Origin of the sequence: Cupriavidus sp. SW-Y-13 (assembly GCF_009793345.1) — a bacterium.
GTDB lineage: Bacteria > Pseudomonadota > Gammaproteobacteria > Burkholderiales > Burkholderiaceae > Cupriavidus.
In genome coordinates, this window is sequence record NZ_WHLX01000001.1 from 3,016,819 (window position 1) to 3,036,524 (window position 19,706).

A 19,706-nucleotide genomic window follows, 5' to 3' on the forward strand; every position below is an offset into this window, starting at 1 on the left:
AATCCCGTGGCTTTCCAGGAATGTGTGATCGAAATTGCGCAGGAACAGGCTGAAGTCTGGTCCGACGCATTGTTCGACCTCGGCGCGCTGTCGGTCTCGGTGGAAGACGCCGATGCCGATACGCCCGACGAGCAACCGCTCTTCGGAGAGCCCGGGATGGAGCCGACGCGGCTCGCCTGGAACCGTTCGCGCGTGGTGGCGCTCTTCGACGAAGAGACCGATCCCGCACTGGTGGTCACGGCGGCTGCGAATCAGCTCGGAGTTGACCCAGTGCCGGCGTTCACGCTGCGCGCCGTGGAAGACCAGGACTGGGTGCGTCTGACCCAGTCGCAATTCGAACCGATCCGCATTGGTGAGAAGATCTGGGTCGTGCCGTCCTGGCACGATGCGCCCGACCCCGACGCTGTCATCCTGGAACTCGATCCGGGCCTGGCGTTTGGCACGGGCAGCCACCCGACCACGCGCTTGTGCATGCAATGGCTGGAGCAGAACGTGCGGGCAGGCGAGACCGTGCTCGACTACGGCTGCGGCTCGGGCATCCTGGCCATCGTGGCGAAGAAGCTCGGTGCCGGCGATGCGGTGGGCATCGACATCGATCCGAATGCCGTGGAAGCGTCGCGCTATAACGCCGAACGCAACCGCGTGGAAGCCAGCTTTGCGCTGCCGGAAGCGGTGTCCGAAGCCACGCACGATCTGGTGGTGGCAAATATCCTGTCCAACCCGCTCAAGCTGATGGCCGCGATGCTCAGCGCACGCGTGCGTCCGGGCGGGCGGTTGATCCTGTCCGGCGTGCTGGAACGGCAAGCCGACGAAGTGGCCGCGTCCTACGCGCCGTGGATCGCCATGTCGGTATGGCGCAGCGAGGAAGGCTGGGTGTGCCTGCACGGCACGCGTCCGGCAAACATCCCCCAACAATCCTGATCCTTCACTATGGCTGCTGCCAAGCTCGTTACGCGCTGTCCGGCCTGCCGCACCGCGTTCCGGCTTGTCGCGGACCAGTTGCGGCTGCGCCAGGGCCTGGTGCGCTGCGGACAATGCGACACCGTCTTCGACGCGCGCGAACACCTGATCGAGGTGCCCGTGCGCACGCCCGGCGCAGCACCGGCGCCCCCGTCCCCAACTTCGCCTGCGAACCCTGCAGCACCTGACACCGCACCCGCCTCCGCAACAGCCTCAGCCGTGACGATGGCTGCCGCGCTGGCGCACGCGGAGCGGATGCAGGACAGCGCGCGGGCCCGCGAACAGGAAGCACCGTTCGACCCCGGCTTCGATCCCGGCTACGAAGTGCCCGCGCTCGACTCGCCGACGACGATGATGTCGGAACCCGAGGTCACGCCGCCCGCTGACGAACAACCGACGACGGAAGACCGGTTGGAGACGGAGTCGGAAGGTGAGCCGGAGGGCGAACCTGCACCTGTGCCTTCGCCGGAACCGGAACCGGAACCGGAACCGGAAGCAGAACCAGAACCTGAACCTGAGCGACCATCGGACCCCGACGAAACCGAGGCTTCGGTCCCCGACGCCGACGATCTCTACGCGCCCCGCAGCGCACCGCCGGTGCCGTGGCCGATTCTGGACCATGGGACGTTCGACGACGACGAGTCTCCCAGCGCCGCACCTGAAGCGACGAGCCCGCAAAGTTCGCCGGGTTCGCCAGGTTCGCATTCGTCACTGGACCCGGCAGCCGCATTCGCTCCGCAGAATCCATCGACCCAGCCACCATCGGGCGCCTATAGCGCCAAGGCAAGCTGGCCCGCGCTGTTTCCAGCGGAAGCGCCTCAGGCGCCCCATGCGGTGCAATCGGTGCCGGCGCCAGCATCCGTGCCGGACCTGACCATCGATGGGATATCCCCGCCAGATGCGCCCCCGCCGCCTGCTCCCGTGGACATCGTGCCCAGTGCCAGCGGTTTTCTTCGCGTGGCAGACCCGACCGATCCCGAAGCCGAGGCGTGGGCAGCACAGGCCAAGGATGTCATCGAGCACGATCTCGGCGTCACGCCGCGCGATGGCACACCCGATGCCGTAGCACGCGAAGCCACCACGCGCCACTGGCTGAGTCCGGACGCTTCTGCACCGTCATCAAACCCGTCGGGCCCGGGCTTCGCGCCCGACTTCCTTCGCCATACGCGCGGGCGCGAACAAGCTCGCACGCCGGCCAGGACCGTGTCGCGACCGAAGAACACGCGTGGCTGGAAGGTCGCTGCGGTCGTCGTGTTGGCGATCGGCGCAATTGCGCAGACTACCTATCTCACACGATCGTATCTTGCCGGTAGCGTACCGATGTTGCGGCCATTGCTCGAAGCCGCCTGCGCGCCGCTCGGTTGCGACGTGCCGCCGTGGCGTGACCTTGAATCGCTACGCATTGAAAGCTCCCAGTTGCAGAAGCAGGACGAAGGCACCGACGCCTACCAACTGGCCGTCACGCTGCGCAATCAGGGGCGTGCGACCACGGCCCTGCCCGCTATCGAACTTGTCATGACGGATCTGCAGGACCAGCTACTGCTGCGCCGTGTGCTGCTGCCTGCCGAGTACCTGGAGGCCGCACAGCGCGGTTTTGCTGCAACGGGTCTGCGCGCGGGCAGCGAGCTACCGGTTCGGGTACGATTCCGGACGCAGCAGGCGGCAGCAAACTACCGCGTGCTGATCTTCTACCCCTGAATTCCATCGCCCCCGCCACGCCGGCCGGCAATGTACTGGACCGGCGGGCCGTATTTCATCCATTCCATCAGGAGAACGCACCATGAGCAACGTGACCCTCGGCGGCAACGCCATTGAAGTTGGCGGCAAGTTTCCCCAGGCTGGCGACAAGGCCCCGGCCTTCTCGCTGGTTGGCAAGGATCTGAAGGATGTGACGCTTGCCGATTTCGCCGGCAAGCGCAAGGTGCTGAACATCGTCCCGAGCCTGGACACGCCCGTGTGCCAGGCATCGGCGCGCAAGTTCAACGAAGCCGCCAGCAACCTGACCAACACCGTAGTACTGACGGTATCGGCCGACCTGCCGTTTGCCATGGGCCGCTTCTGCACCGCCGAAGGCCTGGCCAATGTGGTCACGCTGTCGACGATGCGCGGCGCGGAGTTCAAGAACGCCTACGGCGTGGACATCAAGTCGGGCCCGCTGGCCGGCGTATGCGCACGTGCCGTCGTGGTGGTGGATGAGAACGATACGGTCAAGTTCAGCGAACTGGTTGCCGAAATCAAACAGGAACCCAACTACGATGCTGCCCTGGCCGCGCTCAAGTAAATCTGTGCGGTAGGACACAATCGATTGTTACCCATCCGCCCGTCATGCACGGGCGGAATTATTTAATTTACTTGTTACGGCCCTGAGTGCGCGGGCCACTTGGAGAAGAAATGTCCAGCCTGATCTGCGGCTCCGTTGCCTACGACACCATCATGACGTTCGACGGGCGCTTTCGCGAACACATTCTCCCGGATCAGATTCACATGCTGAACGTCTCCTTCCTGGTGCCGGGCATGCGTCGCGAGTACGGCGGCTGCGCCGGCAACATCGCGTTCACACTGAAGATGCTCGGCGGCGATCCGGTCGTGATGGCCACGGTAGGCCAGGATGCCGGCCCGTACCTGGATCACTTCCGCGACCTCGGCATCGGCACGGACCACATCCGTACGCTGCCCGATACCTTCACCGCGCAGGCCATGATCACCACCGATCTGGAGAACAACCAGATCACCGCTTTCCACCCGGGTGCGATGAACCAGTCGGCGCTCAACAGCGTGCGGGACACCGTGAAGTCGGGCCAGCGTCCGGCACTGGGCATCGTCGCCCCGGACAGCCGCGAGGGCATGCTGCACCACGCACGCCAGTTCGCCGAGGAAGGTATCCCATTCATCTTCGACCTGGGACAGGGCATGCCGCTGTTCAACGGCGAGGACCTCCGGCAGTTCATTGAACTCGCCAGCTACGTGACGGTCAATGACTACGAAGCGCAGGTCATGTTGTCTCGCACCGCATGGACCAGTGCCGACATCGCCGCCAAGGTCCGCGCGTTCATCGTGACGCACGGCGAACGTGGCGCCACCATCTATGCAGATGGCCAGCAGCACGCCATCCCGGCGGTGCAGGCCGAACGCGTGGTCGATCCCACGGGGTGCGGCGACGCCTTCCGCGGCGGTCTGCTCTACGGCATCGAGAATGGCCTCGACTGGCCAACCACAGGTCGCCTCGCCTCGCTGATGGGCGCCCTCAAGATCGCTCAGCAAGGGCCGCAGAATCACTGGATTTCGCGTGAAGAGATCGGCAGCCGGTTCGAATCGGCGTTCGGATATCGTTACGCGTAAGATGGAAACGATGCACCGCGCGCATCGGACCTGAAACACGAACGGCGCGGCATTCAGACGGGAGTTGCCATGAATCAGATCTTCCGAATTGGCGGCGTGGCGATACTGGCCACGGCAGCATTGGTCAGTGGCTGCGCCAACTACTCGAACTCCGGCAGCGTCTATTCGCCGGGCCAGGCACAGCGCGAGCAGGTGGTGCGCTACGGCGTCGTGCAAGGCGTGCGCGAGGTGATGATCCAGGGGGCATCCACCGGCGCCGGCACCATTGCCGGCGGTGCGATCGGCGGCGTGGCAGCAGGTAGCACCATCGGCAGCGGTGGCGGTTCCGTAGCGGCTGGCCTGCTGGGCGCCGTGCTTGGTGGACTGGCTGGCAGCGCCGCGGAGAATCGCATCACCCAGCGCCGTGGCCTGGAAATCACCGTACAGTTGGAAGACGGCGACGTGCGCGCCATCACGCAGGAAGCCGACGAGATGTTCCGTCCCGGCGATCGCGTCAGGTTGCTGTCATCGGGCGGCGTGACGCGCGTGACGCACTGATTCCCTTATCCGTTCTAAAACAGACGCCGCGTGCCCTCGGGCCGCGGCGTTTTGTCTTTCCGCTTCCGGTGCTTCGGCAAATAAAAAACCCGCCGGGCACGTGTGCCATCGGCGGGTCGGCAAGACTTGCTGTCTTGCGGACCGGATACGCCGTATCCGGTCAGTGCGGCACGCGATGCGTGCCCAGGCAATTCCCTGTGGTGACCGCTCGCACGAGGCGGAGCGATTACGGACGGTTGCCCGTCGGGAACGGCCAGGCCGCAGCCGGGTTCAGCGCGGTCTTTGCAGCAGCTGCAGGGGCAACGGCAGGCGCCGCAGCAGGCTTGGCAGCCTTCTTGGCAGCGGGCTTCTTGGCAGCAGCCTTCTTGGCCGGTGCAGCAGCCTTCTTGGCAGCCGGCTTCTTGGCAGCAACAGCCTTCTTGGCCGGTGCAGCCTTCTTGGCGGCAACCTTCTTCACTGCGGCCTTCTTGGCCGGTGCTGCCTTCTTGGCGGCGACCTTCTTGACCGCTGCCTTCTTGGCCGGTGCTGCCTTCTTGGCGGCAACCTTCTTCACTGCAGCCTTCTTGGCCGGTGCTGCCTTCTTGGCGGCGACCTTCTTGGTTGCAACCTTCTTGGCCGCAACCTTCTTCACTGCAGCCTTCTTGGCCGGTGCTGCCTTCTTGGCGGCAACCTTCTTCGTTGCTACCTTCTTGGCGGCGACCTTCTTGGTTGCTGCCTTCTTGGCGGCCGGAGCAGCCTTCTTGGCGGCGACCTTCTTCACGACGGCCTTCTTGGCGGCCGGCTTGGCGGCCTTCTTAGCCGCCGGCTTTTTCTTTGCAGCAGTTGCCATGGATAACTCCTTCACTAACGTGAAATATCGAATGACCTAAATGGACGACCCGACCGACCCGAGGCGCGTCTGACGCGATCCCCAATCGAGCGAGCGATTCATCGGCGCACGACACTTCTCTAACCGCACGCTAATGAATTCGGTGGCAGGGAAACCATCGCGCGTCGCACCGCGCGGCATGGTTCGTTCACGGCGGCACGAGATCCGCGCGCTGGTCACAAAGCCAGCGTACAGGCGGATCTCCGGGGCAGGCCGTGCCCTGGAATATTCGATTGGCCCGCGCCGTCCGTCGTGTCGGCGCGCAGCCAGAAAAGAGGAGATATCGGTCAGCAGGCCTGCAGCACGGGCTTGGCCTCGCGCACTGCAGACGGCATTCATCAGAGGGTAGCTCGCCCATCCCGTCATTGGGCTACAGCACACTGCACGCGTTGTAGAAAACCGGATCGGCTCGGTCTGCGTCAAAGTTCTGGTGCTCCTCGGCTACCCGCATTCACTCGGTCATCGAGCATCGTGTCATCGTTACTTGTGCTTGCTTGTTGTGACACGACACGCGATGCAATGAAGTGAGACTCTTGTCAAGGCGAATCATAATTCGTTTGCTCGATGATGTTAAGAAAAAAGTGCAAAAAAACTTGCGCGCAAGATCGAATCGATCTACTTCGTGCGCGCTCTGCGATGACAACACCATCGACACACACATCGATCTCGACTGCCACACCATCAACGAAGTTCCATCCGCGTGTGTCGGCATGATGGTCCGACGCGTCGTCACGCGTCTTCGTCGAGCATGCGCGCATTACATTCACGCACGGTGCAACACGTGCGCAGTCACCATCGCGATGCGCTTCGAAACTCCACGTCCCCGCACAAGCCAACGGCTGGAGAACCGCATGGACATTGGCTTTTCGGATCATGCGTATGTCTCTCGCGCTTGTCGCGCGCAACGTCGAGCAAGAGGCGCCGCGGCTTCTGGCTTAACCGAGACATCGTCGTTTCGACATCCTTGCGCAGAGAAAATAAATCGCTCGTTCGCACATCGCGCCGATGCAACGACGCGGTGCGCACGCATCGATCCGGCGGTTGCTTTAGTACGACGAAAGAGTGATGCGTCAGCGCAACGGTTTGTCTCTGCGACGCGTGTTTGCGTCCATGCATCGGCATCGATCGATACCAACTCGAATCGAATTCGACATGCGCGACAGGCGTCGACACACGCGCGCATCCGTCTCCGGCTTGCATCGCTTGCTTGCAGATTGGATCGATAGCGCATCAACCGCGCATCGGCATCGTCGATGCACGGCAGGCGAACGATCTCTTGATGTCTGACCTGACAGTCGTGGGTCGCTATCCACTCCGATGGCGAACGTGGTGCGAACACGCGTGTGCGCCTCCGGGTTCCTACCAATACCTGGCGCAGGAGCGCACCAAGAACGGAGGGCTAGAGGAATACCTCGGACGATCTTGCCCGCCCGATATGCTGCACGACAAAATCCCGTACAGCCGCCAACTGCCAGTCGCTCTGGCTATGTCACGGGGGTTGCTCTGGTGCGTACGCAAATGATGGGGGTCATTGCGGAGCGCACCGACCCCCAGTAGATTGGCGTCGCGTGTGGCAACGCCCTGACGCAACGTTCCTCGCCTTGCTGCAACCCTGCGACACTGCACGACTAAACGACCGAAACACTGACACTCTGAAAAGGAGACTTCAATGCGCCTGACCGACATCCGCGCCCTGCTTCGCGCCGCCATCCTGGCTTCCACTTTTGTCGGCACCATGGCAGCCAGCGCAATGGCCGCCGCCCAGGCCACGCCGGCCGGCACTTGGCACACGATCGACGACACCACCGGCAAGCCGCGCGGCGTCATCGAGATCACCGAGAAGGATGGCGTGTACAGCGGCAAGCTCGTGAAGAGCCTGGTGCCGACCGAAGGCAAGCCATCCACTTGCGAGAAGTGCACCGACTCGCGCAAGGATCAGCCGATCATCGGCATGACGATCCTCACCGGACTGAAGAAGACCGGCGACAACGAATGGACCGGCGGTGAAATTCTGGATCCCGAGGCCGGCAAACTTTACAAGTGCAAGATGTCGCTGGCCGACGACGGCAAGACCCTCAACGTGCGCGGCTTCATCGGCATCAGCCTGATTGGCCGCACGCAGAGCTGGATCCGCCAGCAGTGATGGCCAGCCCCCATCGCTGCGCATTATCGCGGGGCTGTGGGGGCGGCAGGCAGGCGACCCAGCCTGCCTCCACTCGCTACAGGTAACTGACAGCTTCCTTCGGTAGGATGGGTATCTCAAACCCACATAACATTCCGGAGACTGAAGCATGACCGATTCCCTCCAAGGACCCGTCCGGGTTCTGGCACTCGCCGCTGCTACCGCCGCCACCACGCTCCTCGCTCCGCTTGCGCATGCCGCCGACCCGTGGCCGAATCACGTCATCAAGTTCGTCGTGCCGTTCACGGCCGGCGGCGCCAACGACCTCGTGGCGCGTGCCGGTGCCGAAGCCGTCAGCAAGCGCATCGGCCAGCCCGTGGTGATCGAGAACCGTCCGGGAGCAGGTGGCGTGGTGGGCGCGGACTACGTGGCCAAGAGCAAGCCCGATGGTTATACGTTCCTGGTCGGCGCCGTGGGCACCGTCACCAACAGCCTGATTCGGCCGAAGATGCCCTACCAGGCTGACGACCTCGTGCCGGTTGGACTCATCGCGGTGAGTCCGTCGGTCATCGTGGCATCGCCGTCGCTGCCGGTGAACAATGTCTCGGAACTGGTCGCCTACTCGAAGAAGCAGGGTGGCGTACCGTTCGCCACGGCAGGCAGCGGCAGCACGCCGCATTTCGTGGAAGAGATGCTCAAGGAGAAAGGCGCCGACCTGACCGTGGTGCCTTACAAGAGCGGTTCGGAAAGCATCACTGCGGTGATCGGCGGCCAGGTGGCTGCCACTTCGGAAGCGTCGATCGTGGTGCTGCCGCAGATCAAGGCCGGCAAACTCAAGGCGCTGGGCGCGACGTGGGACAAGCACATGCCCGCCGCACCCAATATCCCGACCACGGCCGAGCAAGGCCTGCCCGAAGTTCGCATCGGCCACTGGGCGGGCATCTTCGCGCCCAAGGGGACCGACCCCGCCATCGTCAAGCGCCTGAATGCAGAGTTGACGGCAGGCATGCAGAACACCGAGATCCGCGAACGGCTGATCCAGAACGGTATCGAGCCGGCCGGTGGTTCGGTGGAGAGCTTCGTCGCGTTCATCAAGTCCGAGCGCGATCGTCTGGGACGTATCGCGAAGAACGCGCACATGAGCGCCGAGTAATTCTTCCCGCGCGCTGCCTGCCGCTCGCTGTCAACTGCAAACAAGGCCCGCTTCGAGCGGGCTTTGTTCCTTATATATAGTCATCGCGCGACGCATGCGAAGCATCGTGCATACCGGCCACTAGCCGAACTGTTCCGCCAGCGCCTGGCGCGCCTGACCAATGAACTCGCTCTCACCGCGCCGCGCACCTAGCAGATAGAACTCCGCCGATGGCAGGGCCGGCAGTTTCCATTTGGCCACGGCCGCCGCATCCAGCGGCTGCACACCGGGGCCGATGGCCGACGCGTTGAGGCACGACACACCCAGGCCCGCAGCCAGCGCCAGGTGCAAACCCGCCACGCCGGACGCCGAATGCGCAATGTCGAACGTGCGCTTGCGGCGGATCAGCAGCTGCACCACGAACTGATGCATCGAACAGGTATCGGGCAACAGCACCAGCGGCAGCGTTTCCGTTGCCGCCTCCGCCACCTCGGGCGCGGCCACCCACGCCAGTTCCTCGCGCCGCAACACCACCCCGCCTCGCGCGGCGGAGCGGGACTGGGCGCCGCTGCCAACGAGCCGCATGCCGAGACCGATATCGAATGCATCCATGTCCGCTGCGGCGTCGATGGCTGCGCTCTTCATCACCGTGACGTGCAGCTTCAGATACGGATAGCGATCGCGCAGGCGGCGCAGCATGCCGGCGATCTCGCCGGGGCGGAAATAATCGGTCACGGCGAGCCGCAGTTCGCCGTCCAGCGACTGGCCGTGCAACTCGGCCATCGCCAGTTCGTTGAGCGTCAGGATGCGCCGGGCGTAGTCGAGCAAACGCACGCCGGCGGGAGTCAGTACCGCCCCTTTCTTCCCGCGCTTGAGCAGCGAAACGCCAGCGCGTTCTTCCAGCTTGCGCAGTTGCTCGCTCACCGAGGATTGCGAAAGAAACAACCGTGGCGCGGCGGCAGAAAGGCTGCCGCTATCGGCCACGACGACAAAGGTCCTGAGCTGGTCGGTCTCGAAACTGCGCATGATATGTCGATCCGTATTCGATTCGGTTAATCCGATGGATGGTATCGTATATTCCCGCTTTTCCGATATCAAGGCAGGCACTACGATGACATCGACGCAGCGCTTCCATCAATGCACTGCACCCGAGGAAATCACCGTTCAAGGAGCCTGTCATGCCCCACATTTCCCTGCAGATCTCTGGCCATCCCGACACCGAACTGATGCAGAAAGCCGTGGCCGCCGTGGGCGAACTCACCCAGCGCGTGCTGCGCAAGGAAGCTCCCGTAATCGCCACCACGGTCACGTTCCTGCCGCGCGAACAATGGTTCATCGGCGGCAAGCCACTGTCCGAACACAGCACCGGCCGCAACGCGTTCCAACTCGATATCAGCGTGACCGACGAGACCAACACCAAGGCCGAGAAAGCCGAGTACCTGAAGCAGACCTTCGCCACGCTGTCGGAGATCATCGGCGACGTCAATCCGGTGTCCTATATCTACGTGATCGACGCCCGGGCCGCGGCCTATGGCTACGGCGGCAAGACACAGGAGTTCCGCCACCAGCACGGTTGATCGCGGACGAAACGGCCAGTGCTCTGATTGCTGCGCCCGGTGCACGACTGCCATGCAAGCGGCGGGCTTGTACCGGGAGGCGATGTTCACTAGTGTGGAGGGTCTATCTTCCTGCACCGGAGACACCGCATGAAGCACGTCACGCTACCCGGCGGCGAGCGCGTTCCCGCATTGGGCATGGGCACCTGGAATGTCGGCGATCATCGCGAGTCGCGCGCCGAGGAAATCGCCACGCTGCGCCTCGGTCTGGACATGGGTCTGCGCCTGATCGACACCGCCGAGATGTATGGCGAAGGGCTATCGGAATCGCTGGTCGGTGAAGCCTTGGCCGGCCGCCGCGATGACGCCTTCCTGGTCAGCAAGGTCTATCCCCACAATGCCAGCCGCATGGGCACGGTGGCCGCGTGCGAGCGCAGCCTGCGCCGGCTGGGTACCGACCATCTCGACCTGTATCTGCTGCACTGGCGCGGTGACATCCCCTTTGAGGAAACCATCGAGGCATTCCTCGCCTTGCAGCAGGCCGGAAAAATCCGGTACTTCGGCGTCAGCAATCTGGACCTCGCCGATATGGAGGAACTCTGGGATACGCCGGGCGGCGACGCCGTGGCTGCCAACCAGTTGCTCTACAACCTGAGCCGGCGCGGCATCGAGTTCGACCTCCTGCCATGGTTGCGCGATCGCAACGTGCCGGTGATGGCGTACTCCCCCATCGAACAGGCCCGGCTACTGCGCAACCCGGGCCTGAAAGACTTCGCGCAAACATATGGCATGACACCAGCGCAGGCGGCGCTGGCATGGCTGCTTGATCGGGATGACGTCATCGCCATTCCCAAGACGGGCAACCGCGAGCGTCTGCGTGAGAACGCGGGCGCGCTCTCCATCACGCTGACGGCGGCCCAGCGGGCAGAACTCGATCAACTGTTTCCGCCGCCCCGCCATGCACAGCCGCTCGCCATGCTTTAAAAAAAGAAAAATGCGACGCTTAGGGGCGTCGCATCGTCGTTAGCTATTTCTATCGGCGCGTGAGAAGAAATTCAGCGCTGCCCCGCCTTGTAGCGCTCCACTTCCACATAACGCGTCAGATATGTGCGCGCCTTCTCGCGCGTATCCGTCGTCACGCGATCCGCCGCCTGGCGGGCGCTGTTCTGGCCATGAGCCGAACTCATCTGCGCGGAAAGGTAGGACTGGAAGGCGTCGTGCATGACGGTAAGTTGACCCTTGCAGGCATCGAGGGCACCGGCGGCCACGTCGCGCGAGGTGCCCTTACCCTTCGCGCCCGTGTCCGCCTTTTCCTGGACGCACTCCATATATTTAGCGCGCTCGGCCTGCCAGCCAGAATTCAGCTGGGCAACTTCCTGCTTGGTTTCGGGTGTTTCTACCGAAGGCGCCGAGGAACACGCCGCCAGAAACAGCGCCGCCAGGGGCACCGCGGCGGCACCCAGACGGATGCTGGGCAGGCGCGGCGTGCATCGCTGCACTGCATCAATCGCAGCCGCGACAGGTTGGGAATCCACACGACCGGGTTGGCGTGCGGCGCTTGCGGAGGGGGCATATGTCTTGTGCATGACTCAAAGACTCCCATGGAACAATGCAGTTCCTGAATAAGTTCCGTCAATTTGCAAGAAAGTATGTAGAGGTCATGTCAGAGTCCCTCCGGCCCCGTGTCAGACAAAATCGCATTTGCGGAAGTGCCTTGCCCGCCTATGCTGTAGAGGCGGTTGCAACACACGAACCCCCTGGAGGAAATAATGAAACGTCGAACCTTCCTGTCCGCCGGCAGCGCCGGTGTTGTCGGACTTACCGGTCTTTCCCTCGGTGCGCTGTCGCTTACGGGTTGCAGTTTCACTGGCCCCAAGGACGGGGGTGATCCCGCGTCCAAGCGCCGCGAAATCGATACCAATGCCAGCGATACGCTGAATCGCCTCTACGCCACCGCCAGCGGCGCGCGTGACCTGGGCGCCAAGGCCAAGGGCATCCTGATTTTCCCCAAGCTGCTGTCCGCCGGCTTCATCGTGGGTGGCGAATACGGCGATGGCGTGTTGCGCTCCGGTGGCGCCAACCGTGGTTACTATCGCGCAATCTCCGGCTCGATCGGCTGGCAGATCGGCGCGCAGTCCAAAGCCTTCGTGCTGATGTTCATGACGCAGGACGCCTACGACAAGTTCGTACGCAGCAGCGGCTGGCAAGTTGGTGCAGATGCCACCGTGGCACTCGCCACGATTGGCGCCAACGGCCAGATCGATACCAACACGGCGCAGCAGCCGATCATCGGTTTCGCAATGACCAATGCCGGCGTGATGGCGGGCCTGAGCCTGGAAGGCACCAAGATCTCGAAGCTCGACATCTGAGCAAGCCGAGGGACTTTGAATGCGCCCATTGTGCGGAAGCCTCCGCGCAATGGGCGTTTTTCTTGGCGCGCCGCGCGGCCCCGACCCGTTAGAATTCGTCCCTTGCCAATTTCCAATCCGTACGCGAGGCCGAATTCCCTATGTGGTTCAAGAATCTCCAGATCCATCGTTTCTCCGCCCCGTGGACGCTGAGCGCCGAAGACGTGGAAGCCTGCCTGGCCAAGCACGCGTTCTATCCGGGCACCAGCCTCGAAATGCAAACCCAGGGCTGGGCATCGCCGCGCGATAACGACCAACTCGTGCATACCGTCAACCGCCAGATGCTGCTGGTGCTCCGAACCGAGAAGAAGCTGCTGCCCGCCACCGTGGTGAACCAAGTCACCAAGGCACGCGCCGCCGAACTCGAAGAGCAGCAAGGCTTCAAGCCCGGCCGCAAGCAACTCAAGGAACTCAAGGAGCAGATCACCGAGGAGCTGCTACCCCGGGCGTTCAGCATTCGACGCGATACGCGCGTCTGGATCGATCCCGTCAGCGGCTGGCTCGCCATCGACGCTGCCGGTACTGCCAAGGCGGACGAAGTGCGCGGCATGCTGTTCAAGGCCATCGACCCGCTGCCGGTAGTCGGCCTGCAGGTCAACCTCTCGCCCGTTGCCGCCATGACCGAATGGCTGGCGACCGAGACCGCCCCGGCCGGCTTCACAGTCGATCAGGAAATCGAGCTCCAATCGAGCAACGAGAGCAAGGCCACGGTCCGCTATGTGCGCCATCCGCTCGATCCCGAAGACCTGCGCCGCCACATCGCCGCCGGCAAGCGCTGCACGCGACTGGCCATGACGTGGAACGACCGTGTCTCCTTTGTGCTGACCGACGCGCTGGCCGTCAAGCGCGTGAACCCGCTCGACGTCATCAAGGAGCAGGCCGACGCCACGCTCCATGACGAAGCCGAACGCTTCGACGCCGATTTCGCGTTGATGGCCGGCGAACTGGCCGGCCTGCTGACCGACCTCACCGATGCCCTGGGCGGCGAACGCCGGCCCGAAGGCGCAGCCCCGGTGGAGCAGCGCAAGGCAGCCTGACAAGAGGCTGGATTGAGGGTCCTTTGTCCCGCTGTCCCTCAATCCAGCGTCAGCACGATCCTGCGCGCAGGGTCGCGGGCGGCCTGCCAGGCGGTCTCCACCGACACCATCGGCATCGCATCCACGACCATCTGCAGGTCGCCCTTGCGCATACAAGCGAGGATTTCCTCGACCAGCAGCCTCGTGTCCTCCACACCGGGATGATTCGCTGGCCCCGATCCCATCAACACGGCCCGTGAATCCCGCAGCGCGGTTGGCGCCATCATCAGGCTGCTCGCTCCACGCTCTGCCACGGACACGATGCGGACCTCCCGGTACTCGGATGCGTGTGCGGCGCCCACCGGCTCGATCAACGCGGCCAGCAGCAATTCCAAGGTCTCGCCCCATACAAAATCGAGCACGACATCTATTCCGTCCGCCACATGCGAAGCAAATGCATAGTGCAGCATGCTCGGCGATTGCCCGAGATCAATCAGCGCATCGGCCCCCGTGACCGATAGCAGGTCGATACGATGCCCCGCCACGATCACACGGCCAGCGCCGTGCAGGCGCGCGGCCTGCACCGCTAGCCGCCCCATGATCCCCGAGGCGCCCAACACCAGCACCGTTTCGCCGGGCTCCAGGTCGGCACGCATGGTCAGCGGCAGCCAGGCACGCATTGCCGGCCCGATCAGTGCGGCGGCCATTGCCATGTCCACGCCTTCCGGAATCGGCACGGTCCAATCCGCCGGCGCGTACTCTGCCATCGACCCGTACGGACTCCGGATGGTCCGGAAGTACACCGGCTGCCCGTTGGCAACGTACCCCGTGCCATCTCGCCCGCAGACATGGGGCAGTTCCATCGGCATGCGCGGATGATGTCCACGCGCGATCTTAAGATCGCCCGGACGGATCGCGGCCGCGCCCACGCGTACCAAGACCTCCTGATCGCGAACCACCGGATCGCGAAATGTGGCGAAGCGAGGCGCTTCCCCCAGGTTTTCCAGCACTACAGCTTGCATCGTGACGACCTCCTTGGTGATGTCGGAAGCCATCGTAAGGAGGAGGAATGCCGAACGATTTGAGCCGATTCTGAAAAGGGGGATGAGGTGGTATCGGATCAAGTGAAGTTGCCCGATATCGCCCCCAAAAAGAAAAACGGCCACCGGGTTCTCACCCGATGGCCGCCTCTCACCCGTCCTGGCTGCTGGACTTGTTTCTACATTTTTGACTTCTCGTACTGCTGCAGCCGACCCTTCAATCGTGGCGTCTCGTCGTCGCCGCGTCGATCAGTCCCAGGACAGCGCGCCGCCGGTCTGGTACTCGATCACGCGCGTTTCGAAGAAGTTGCGTTCCTTCTTCAGGTCGATCATCTCGCTCATCCACGGGAACGGGTTTTCCTCGTTCGGGAAGAGCTGATCCAGGCCGATCTGTTGGCAGCGGCGGTTGCAGATGAAGCGCAGGTAACCCTTGAACATCGGTGCGTTCAGGCCCAGCACGCCGCGCGGCATGGTGTCCTCGGCGTAGCGGTATTCCAGGTCCACGGCCTTCTTGAACAGTTCCGTGATCTCGGCCTTGAACTCGGGCGTCCACAGGTGCGGATTCTCGAGCTTGATCTGGTTGATCAGGTCGATGCCGAAGTTACAGTGCAACGACTCGTCGCGCAGGATGTACTGGTACTGCTCGGCGGCACCGGTCATCTTGTTCTGGCGGCCCATCGCCAGGATCTGCGTGAAGCCCACGTAGAAGAACAGGCCTTCCATGATGCAGGCGAACACGATCAGGCTCTTCAGCAGCTTCTGATCGTTTTCCGGCGTGCCGGTCTTGAACGACGGGTCCGTCAGCGTGTCGATGAACGGGATCAGGAACTCGTCCTTGTCGCGGATCGACTTCACCTCGTGGTACGCGTTGAAGATCTCGGCTTCGTCCAGGCCGAGCGACTCCACGATGTACTGGTAGGCGTGCGTGTGGATGGCTTCCTCGAAAGCCTGGCGCAGCAGGTACTGGCGGCATTCCGGCGCCGTGATCTGGCGGTAGGTGCCCAGCACGATGTTGTTGGCGGCCAGCGAATCGGCCGTCACGAAGAAACCGAGGTTGCGGCTGATGATGCGGCGCTCGTCCTCGGTCAGCCCGTTCGGGTCCTTCCACAGGGCGATGTCGCGCGACATGTTGATTTCCTGCGGCATCCAGTGATTGGCGCAGCCGGCCAGGTACTTTTCCCACGCCCACTTGTACTTGAACGGCACCAGCTGGTTCACGTCGGTGGCGCCGTTGATCACGCGCTTGTCGGCGGCACTCACGCGGCGCGAGCTCTGCGCGGCGGCAGCGTTGGGGTTGTTGCCCAGGATGCCAGTCGGCGCCGTGGCGGCCGGCGGCAGTGCGCCATGCTGGTCGACGGCGGCCGATGCGGCGGATGCAGGTTGCAGGGCAGGCTGCGGTGCGGCCTGCGGGGTGGCTTGAACGTCGTCGTCCCAGCTCAGCATGGTGTTTCTCCGGAAATTCGCAGTATTTAGGGGCGGCTCTGGCGCGACGCCGTGGCATCTGACGCGTCCGCCCTCTCCCCCGGCCCCTCTCCCACGCAGCGGGAGAGGGGAGCAGACCGAGGGTGAATCAGTTTGTTACTGGCAGGCTTCGCACTCGTCGAATCCGGCGTCGCCCGGGCGCATCGTGCAGACTGCGCCTTCGGCTTCGGGCATCGCCGGGGCTGCGGCAGCGGCGGCGTCCATGGCCGAGCCGTTGTCCGAACCCGACGACACCGCGTTCAGCGAGCCGCGCGACACAGTGGACTTCTCCACGTGCGTGGCAGCCATCGTACGCAGGTAGTACGTCGTCTTCAGGCCGCGCAGCCAGGCTTGCTTGTACGTATCGTCCAGCTTCTTGCCCGATGCGCCGGCCATGTAGATGTTCAGCGACTGGGCCTGGTCGATCCACTTCTGGCGGCGGCTGGCCGCTTCCACGAGCCAGCTCGGTTCCACTTCGAACGCCGTGGCGTAGATGTCGCGCAGATCTTGCGGAATGCGGTCGATACGGGCCAGCGAGCCGTCAAAGTACTTCAGGTCGGCAACCATCACCTCGTCCCACAGGCCGCGCGCCTTCAGGTCACGCACGAGGTAGTCGTTCACCACCGTGAATTCGCCCGACAGGTTCGACTTCACGTACAGGTTCTGGAACGTCGGCTCGATGCATGCGGACACGCCGATGATGTTCGAGATCGTGGCGGTCGGGGCGATGGCGATGCAGTTCGAGTTGCGCATGCCGTGCTGCTTGATGCGGGCACGCAGCGACGTCCAGTCCATCGACGACGACATGTCCACGTCCAGGTAGCCGCCGCGCTCTTCGGCCAGCAGCTTGAGCGAGTCTTGCGGCAGGATGCCACGATCCCACAGCGAGCCTTCGTACGTGGTGTAGCGGCCGCGTTCCTCGGCCAGTTCGGTCGAGGCGTGGTACGCGTAGTAGCAGACCGCTTCCATCGACGTATCGGCGAACTTCACCGCGGCGTCGCTGGAGTACGGGGTGCGCAGCACGTGCAGGCAATCCTGGAAGCCCATGATGCCCATGCCCACCGGACGGTGGCGCAGGTTCGAATTGCGCGCCTTCTCCACCGCGTAGTAGTTGATGTCGATCACGTTGTCGAGCATGCGCATCGCGGTGCGGATCGTCTTCTGCAGCTTGGCGTGATCCAGCACGTACGTGCCGTCGGCCTGCTGCTTCAGGTGGGCCACCAAGTTCACCGAACCCAGGTTGCACACGGCGATTTCGCTGTCGTTCGTGTTCAGCGTGATTTCCGTGCAGAGGTTCGAGCTATGCACCACGCCCACGTGCTGCTGCGGGCTGCGGATGTTGCACGGGTCCTTGAACGTGATCCACGGATGGCCGGTTTCGAACAGCATGCCCAGCATCTTGCGCCAGAGCTGCATGGCCGGCACCTTCTTGAACAGCTTCAGCTCGCCGCTGGCGGCCTTGGCCTCGTAGGCCACGTAGGCTTGCTCGAAGGCCTTGCCGACCTTGTCGTGCAGGTCCGGGCAGGTGGACGGCGAGAACAGCGTCCACTCGGCGTTCTCCATCACGCGCTTCATGAACAGGTCCGGAATCCAGTTGGCCGTGTTCATGTCGTGCGTGCGGCGGCGGTCGTCGCCGGTGTTCTTGCGCAGCTCCAGGAATTCCTCGATATCCAGGTGCCACGTCTCCAGGTATGCGCAGACCGCGCCCTTGCGCTTGCCGCCCTGGTTCACGGCCACGGCCGTGTCGTTGACCACCTTCAGGAACGGCACCACGCCCTGGCTCTTGCCGTTGGTGCCCTTGATGTGCGAGCCCAGCGCACGCACGTTGGTCCAGTCGTTGCCCAGGCCGCCGGCGAACTTCGACAGCAGCGCGTTTTCCTTCAGGGCTTCGTAGATGCCTTCGAGGTCGTCCGACACCGTGGTCAGGTAGCACGACGACAGCTGCGAGCGGCGCGTGCCCGAGTTGAACAGCGTCGGGGTCGACGACATGAAGTCGAACGACGACAGCAGTTGGTAGAACTCGATGGCGCGGGCTTCGCGATCCTTCTCTTCCAGCGCCAGGCCCATGGCCACGCGCATGAAGAACGCCTGCGGCATTTCGATGCGCTGCTCTTCCACGTGCAGGAAGTAGCGGTCGTACAGCGTCTGCAGGCCCAGGTAGTTGAACTGGAAGTCGCGCGAGGCGTCCAGCGCGGCGCCCAGGCGGGCCAGGTCATACGTGGCCAGCTTCTCGTCGAGCAGTTCGGCTTCGATGCCGCGTGCGATGAACTTCGGGAAGTACTCGGCGTACTTCGTCGACATTTCGCTCTGGGTCACTTCGGCGCCCAGGATTTCCTTGCGGATCGTGTGCAGCAGGATACGAGCCGTAACCTGGCTGTAGGCCGGGTCCTTCTCGATCAGCGTACGCGCAGCCAGGATGGCCGAGTCGTAGACCTGCGTCATCGGCACGCCGTCGTACAGGTTCTTGAGCGTTTCCTTCAGGATCGGCTCTGCGCTCACGGCATTGCCGAGACCGCTGCAGGCGTTGTCGATCAGCGCGTGCAGCGCCACCAGGTCCAGCGGATGCACCACGCCGTTGTCGTTCACGTTGACCGACACGCCGCCTTCCTGCACACGCGCCACCGCTTGGGCATTGGCCTGGGCGCGTTCCTGCGTACGCTTCTCGCGGTACAGCACATAGGCACGGGCCACCTCATGCTCGCCCGAGCGCATCAGCGCCAGTTCCACGTGATCCTGCACGTCCTCGATATGGAACGTGCCGCCGTTCGGACGGCTGCGCACCAGTGCGCGCACCACGCCCTGGGTCATTTGCTCGACGATCTCGCGCACGCGCGCAGAGGCTGCACCCTGGCCGCCATTCACAGCCAGGAACGCCTTGGTCATGGCCACGGCGATCTTGTTCGGCTCGAACGACACCACGGCGCCATTGCGACGGATCAGCTTGTAATCCTGATACGAAACGCCAGCAGCGGCGACGCCCTGCTGCGCGGTACCGGCTGCCGCGCCGGCAATGCCGGCCACGCCGGTGGTTTGCTGTTCGTTTTGGGCCGTTTGCATGAGGTAACTCCCCGTGTTTTTTGAGTACTGATAAGAAGACGACAAAGTCCCTAGCAAAATGCGCCTCAGAAGACACTCGGCACCGGCGTCGCCGGTTGAGAACCAAACTGCACTGCGAACACTTTGCTAGGGACTTTCTGGCACTACCCCGGCCCGTTGACCAATATGACGCGAACGCTGCGCACTCTCTGCGCCGCCGCGCCACATCAG

Annotated in this window: 17 protein-coding genes; 11 read left to right on the forward strand and 6 right to left on the reverse strand. The window is 63.5% G+C overall.

Annotated features, from left to right (window positions below):
* The first annotated feature begins 6 nt into the window (after nt 1-6).
* The 5 genes from prmA to GA566_RS13510 all read left to right on the forward strand — a co-directional run bounded on the left by prmA (nt 7) and on the right by GA566_RS13510 (nt 4,836).
* The gene (gene prmA / locus GA566_RS13490) at nt 7-921 is read left to right on the forward strand and encodes a 50S ribosomal protein L11 methyltransferase (protein ID WP_137923323.1); all 915 of its coding nucleotides are present in this window, start codon (nt 7-9) and stop codon (nt 919-921) included.
* Nucleotides 922-930: 9 nt separating this feature from the next.
* Nucleotides 931-2,658 (forward strand): DUF3426 domain-containing protein, encoded by a 1,728-nt coding sequence (locus tag GA566_RS13495; protein WP_160472966.1) that lies wholly within the window; start codon nt 931-933, stop codon nt 2,656-2,658.
* An 82-nt stretch (nt 2,659-2,740) separates the two neighbouring features.
* Nucleotides 2,741-3,241: a thiol peroxidase gene (tpx, locus tag GA566_RS13500; RefSeq protein ID WP_137923325.1), complete on the forward strand. Its 501-nt coding sequence runs from the start codon at nt 2,741-2,743 to the stop codon at nt 3,239-3,241.
* A gap of 110 nt (nt 3,242-3,351) precedes the next feature.
* Nucleotides 3,352-4,299: a carbohydrate kinase family protein gene (locus GA566_RS13505; protein ID WP_137923326.1), complete on the forward strand. Its 948-nt coding sequence runs from the start codon at nt 3,352-3,354 to the stop codon at nt 4,297-4,299.
* Between the two features lie 69 nt (nt 4,300-4,368).
* Nucleotides 4,369-4,836 (forward strand): hypothetical protein, encoded by a 468-nt coding sequence (locus tag GA566_RS13510; RefSeq protein WP_137923327.1) that lies wholly within the window; start codon nt 4,369-4,371, stop codon nt 4,834-4,836.
* Between the two features lie 226 nt (nt 4,837-5,062).
* Here GA566_RS13510 and GA566_RS13515 read toward each other — a convergent pair whose 3' ends face one another.
* The gene (locus GA566_RS13515; RefSeq protein ID WP_160472967.1) at nt 5,063-5,665 is read right to left on the reverse strand and encodes a histone H1-like DNA-binding protein; all 603 of its coding nucleotides are present in this window, start codon (nt 5,663-5,665) and stop codon (nt 5,063-5,065) included.
* A 1,708-nt stretch (nt 5,666-7,373) separates the two neighbouring features.
* On the opposite strand from GA566_RS13515, the gene GA566_RS13520 reads away from it, so the two are divergent.
* Nucleotides 7,374-7,847, forward strand: a complete 474-nt coding sequence (locus GA566_RS13520; protein WP_137923331.1) for a DUF2147 domain-containing protein — start codon at nt 7,374-7,376, stop codon at nt 7,845-7,847.
* 148 nt (nt 7,848-7,995) lie between these two features.
* Nucleotides 7,996-8,979 carry a tripartite tricarboxylate transporter substrate binding protein gene (locus tag GA566_RS13525; RefSeq protein WP_160472968.1) on the forward strand — a complete coding sequence of 328 codons (984 nt, stop codon included), beginning with the start codon at nt 7,996-7,998 and terminating at the stop codon, nt 8,977-8,979.
* 120 nt (nt 8,980-9,099) lie between these two features.
* Here GA566_RS13525 and GA566_RS13530 read toward each other — a convergent pair whose 3' ends face one another.
* The gene (locus GA566_RS13530) at nt 9,100-9,984 is read right to left on the reverse strand and encodes a LysR family transcriptional regulator (protein ID WP_160472969.1); all 885 of its coding nucleotides are present in this window, start codon (nt 9,982-9,984) and stop codon (nt 9,100-9,102) included.
* Between the two features lie 152 nt (nt 9,985-10,136).
* On the opposite strand from GA566_RS13530, the gene GA566_RS13535 reads away from it, so the two are divergent.
* Nucleotides 10,137-10,535, forward strand: coding sequence for a 4-oxalocrotonate tautomerase (locus GA566_RS13535; protein ID WP_160472970.1), 399 nt, complete (start codon nt 10,137-10,139; stop codon nt 10,533-10,535).
* Nucleotides 10,536-10,664: 129 nt separating this feature from the next.
* The gene (locus GA566_RS13540) at nt 10,665-11,498 is read left to right on the forward strand and encodes an aldo/keto reductase (RefSeq protein ID WP_160472971.1); all 834 of its coding nucleotides are present in this window, start codon (nt 10,665-10,667) and stop codon (nt 11,496-11,498) included.
* A gap of 71 nt (nt 11,499-11,569) precedes the next feature.
* Here the strand turns inward: GA566_RS13540 and GA566_RS13545 are convergent, their stop codons facing one another.
* A complete protein-coding gene (locus tag GA566_RS13545; RefSeq protein ID WP_237380171.1) occupies nt 11,570-12,100 on the reverse strand; it encodes a hypothetical protein in 531 nt (176 codons plus the stop codon).
* A 183-nt stretch (nt 12,101-12,283) separates the two neighbouring features.
* Here GA566_RS13545 and GA566_RS13550 point away from each other — a divergent pair, with 183 nt between their 5' ends.
* Nucleotides 12,284-12,883 carry a YSC84-related protein gene (locus GA566_RS13550; protein WP_137923336.1) on the forward strand — a complete coding sequence of 200 codons (600 nt, stop codon included), beginning with the start codon at nt 12,284-12,286 and terminating at the stop codon, nt 12,881-12,883.
* 140 nt (nt 12,884-13,023) lie between these two features.
* Nucleotides 13,024-13,959, forward strand: a complete 936-nt coding sequence (locus GA566_RS13555; protein ID WP_160472972.1) for a recombination-associated protein RdgC — start codon at nt 13,024-13,026, stop codon at nt 13,957-13,959.
* A 38-nt stretch (nt 13,960-13,997) separates the two neighbouring features.
* Here the strand turns inward: GA566_RS13555 and GA566_RS13560 are convergent, their stop codons facing one another.
* The 3 genes from GA566_RS13560 to GA566_RS13570 all read right to left on the reverse strand — a co-directional run bounded on the left by GA566_RS13560 (nt 13,998) and on the right by GA566_RS13570 (nt 19,496).
* On the reverse strand, nt 13,998-14,960 hold the full coding sequence (locus tag GA566_RS13560) for a zinc-binding alcohol dehydrogenase family protein (protein ID WP_160472973.1): 963 nt from the start codon (nt 14,958-14,960) through the stop codon (nt 13,998-14,000).
* A 267-nt stretch (nt 14,961-15,227) separates the two neighbouring features.
* Nucleotides 15,228-16,421: a ribonucleotide-diphosphate reductase subunit beta gene (locus GA566_RS13565; protein ID WP_137923339.1), complete on the reverse strand. Its 1,194-nt coding sequence runs from the start codon at nt 16,419-16,421 to the stop codon at nt 15,228-15,230.
* A 135-nt stretch (nt 16,422-16,556) separates the two neighbouring features.
* Nucleotides 16,557-19,496 carry a ribonucleoside-diphosphate reductase subunit alpha gene (locus GA566_RS13570; RefSeq protein ID WP_160472974.1) on the reverse strand — a complete coding sequence of 980 codons (2,940 nt, stop codon included), beginning with the start codon at nt 19,494-19,496 and terminating at the stop codon, nt 16,557-16,559.
* Nucleotides 19,497-19,706 lie beyond the last annotated feature (210 nt).

Coding starts and splice junctions, on each gene's coding strand:
- GA566_RS13530 (WP_160472969.1), bottom strand. CDS start 9,984: ATGCGCAGTTTCGAGACCGACCAGCTCAGGACCTTTGTCGTCGTGGCC.
- GA566_RS13520 (WP_137923331.1), top strand. CDS start 7,374: ATGCGCCTGACCGACATCCGCGCCCTGCTTCGCGCCGCCATCCTGGCT.
- GA566_RS13535 (WP_160472970.1), top strand. CDS start 10,137: ATGCCCCACATTTCCCTGCAGATCTCTGGCCATCCCGACACCGAACTG.
- GA566_RS13505 (WP_137923326.1), top strand. CDS start 3,352: ATGTCCAGCCTGATCTGCGGCTCCGTTGCCTACGACACCATCATGACG.
- GA566_RS13545 (WP_237380171.1), bottom strand. CDS start 12,100: ATGCACAAGACATATGCCCCCTCCGCAAGCGCCGCACGCCAACCCGGT.
- GA566_RS13510 (WP_137923327.1), top strand. CDS start 4,369: ATGAATCAGATCTTCCGAATTGGCGGCGTGGCGATACTGGCCACGGCA.
- GA566_RS13525 (WP_160472968.1), top strand. CDS start 7,996: ATGACCGATTCCCTCCAAGGACCCGTCCGGGTTCTGGCACTCGCCGCT.
- GA566_RS13560 (WP_160472973.1), bottom strand. CDS start 14,960: ATGCAAGCTGTAGTGCTGGAAAACCTGGGGGAAGCGCCTCGCTTCGCC.
- GA566_RS13570 (WP_160472974.1), bottom strand. CDS start 19,496: ATGCAAACGGCCCAAAACGAACAGCAAACCACCGGCGTGGCCGGCATT.
- GA566_RS13550 (WP_137923336.1), top strand. CDS start 12,284: ATGAAACGTCGAACCTTCCTGTCCGCCGGCAGCGCCGGTGTTGTCGGA.
- GA566_RS13495 (WP_160472966.1), top strand. CDS start 931: ATGGCTGCTGCCAAGCTCGTTACGCGCTGTCCGGCCTGCCGCACCGCG.
- GA566_RS13540 (WP_160472971.1), top strand. CDS start 10,665: ATGAAGCACGTCACGCTACCCGGCGGCGAGCGCGTTCCCGCATTGGGC.
- GA566_RS13515 (WP_160472967.1), bottom strand. CDS start 5,665: ATGGCAACTGCTGCAAAGAAAAAGCCGGCGGCTAAGAAGGCCGCCAAG.
- GA566_RS13555 (WP_160472972.1), top strand. CDS start 13,024: ATGTGGTTCAAGAATCTCCAGATCCATCGTTTCTCCGCCCCGTGGACG.
- tpx (WP_137923325.1), top strand. CDS start 2,741: ATGAGCAACGTGACCCTCGGCGGCAACGCCATTGAAGTTGGCGGCAAG.
- GA566_RS13565 (WP_137923339.1), bottom strand. CDS start 16,421: ATGCTGAGCTGGGACGACGACGTTCAAGCCACCCCGCAGGCCGCACCG.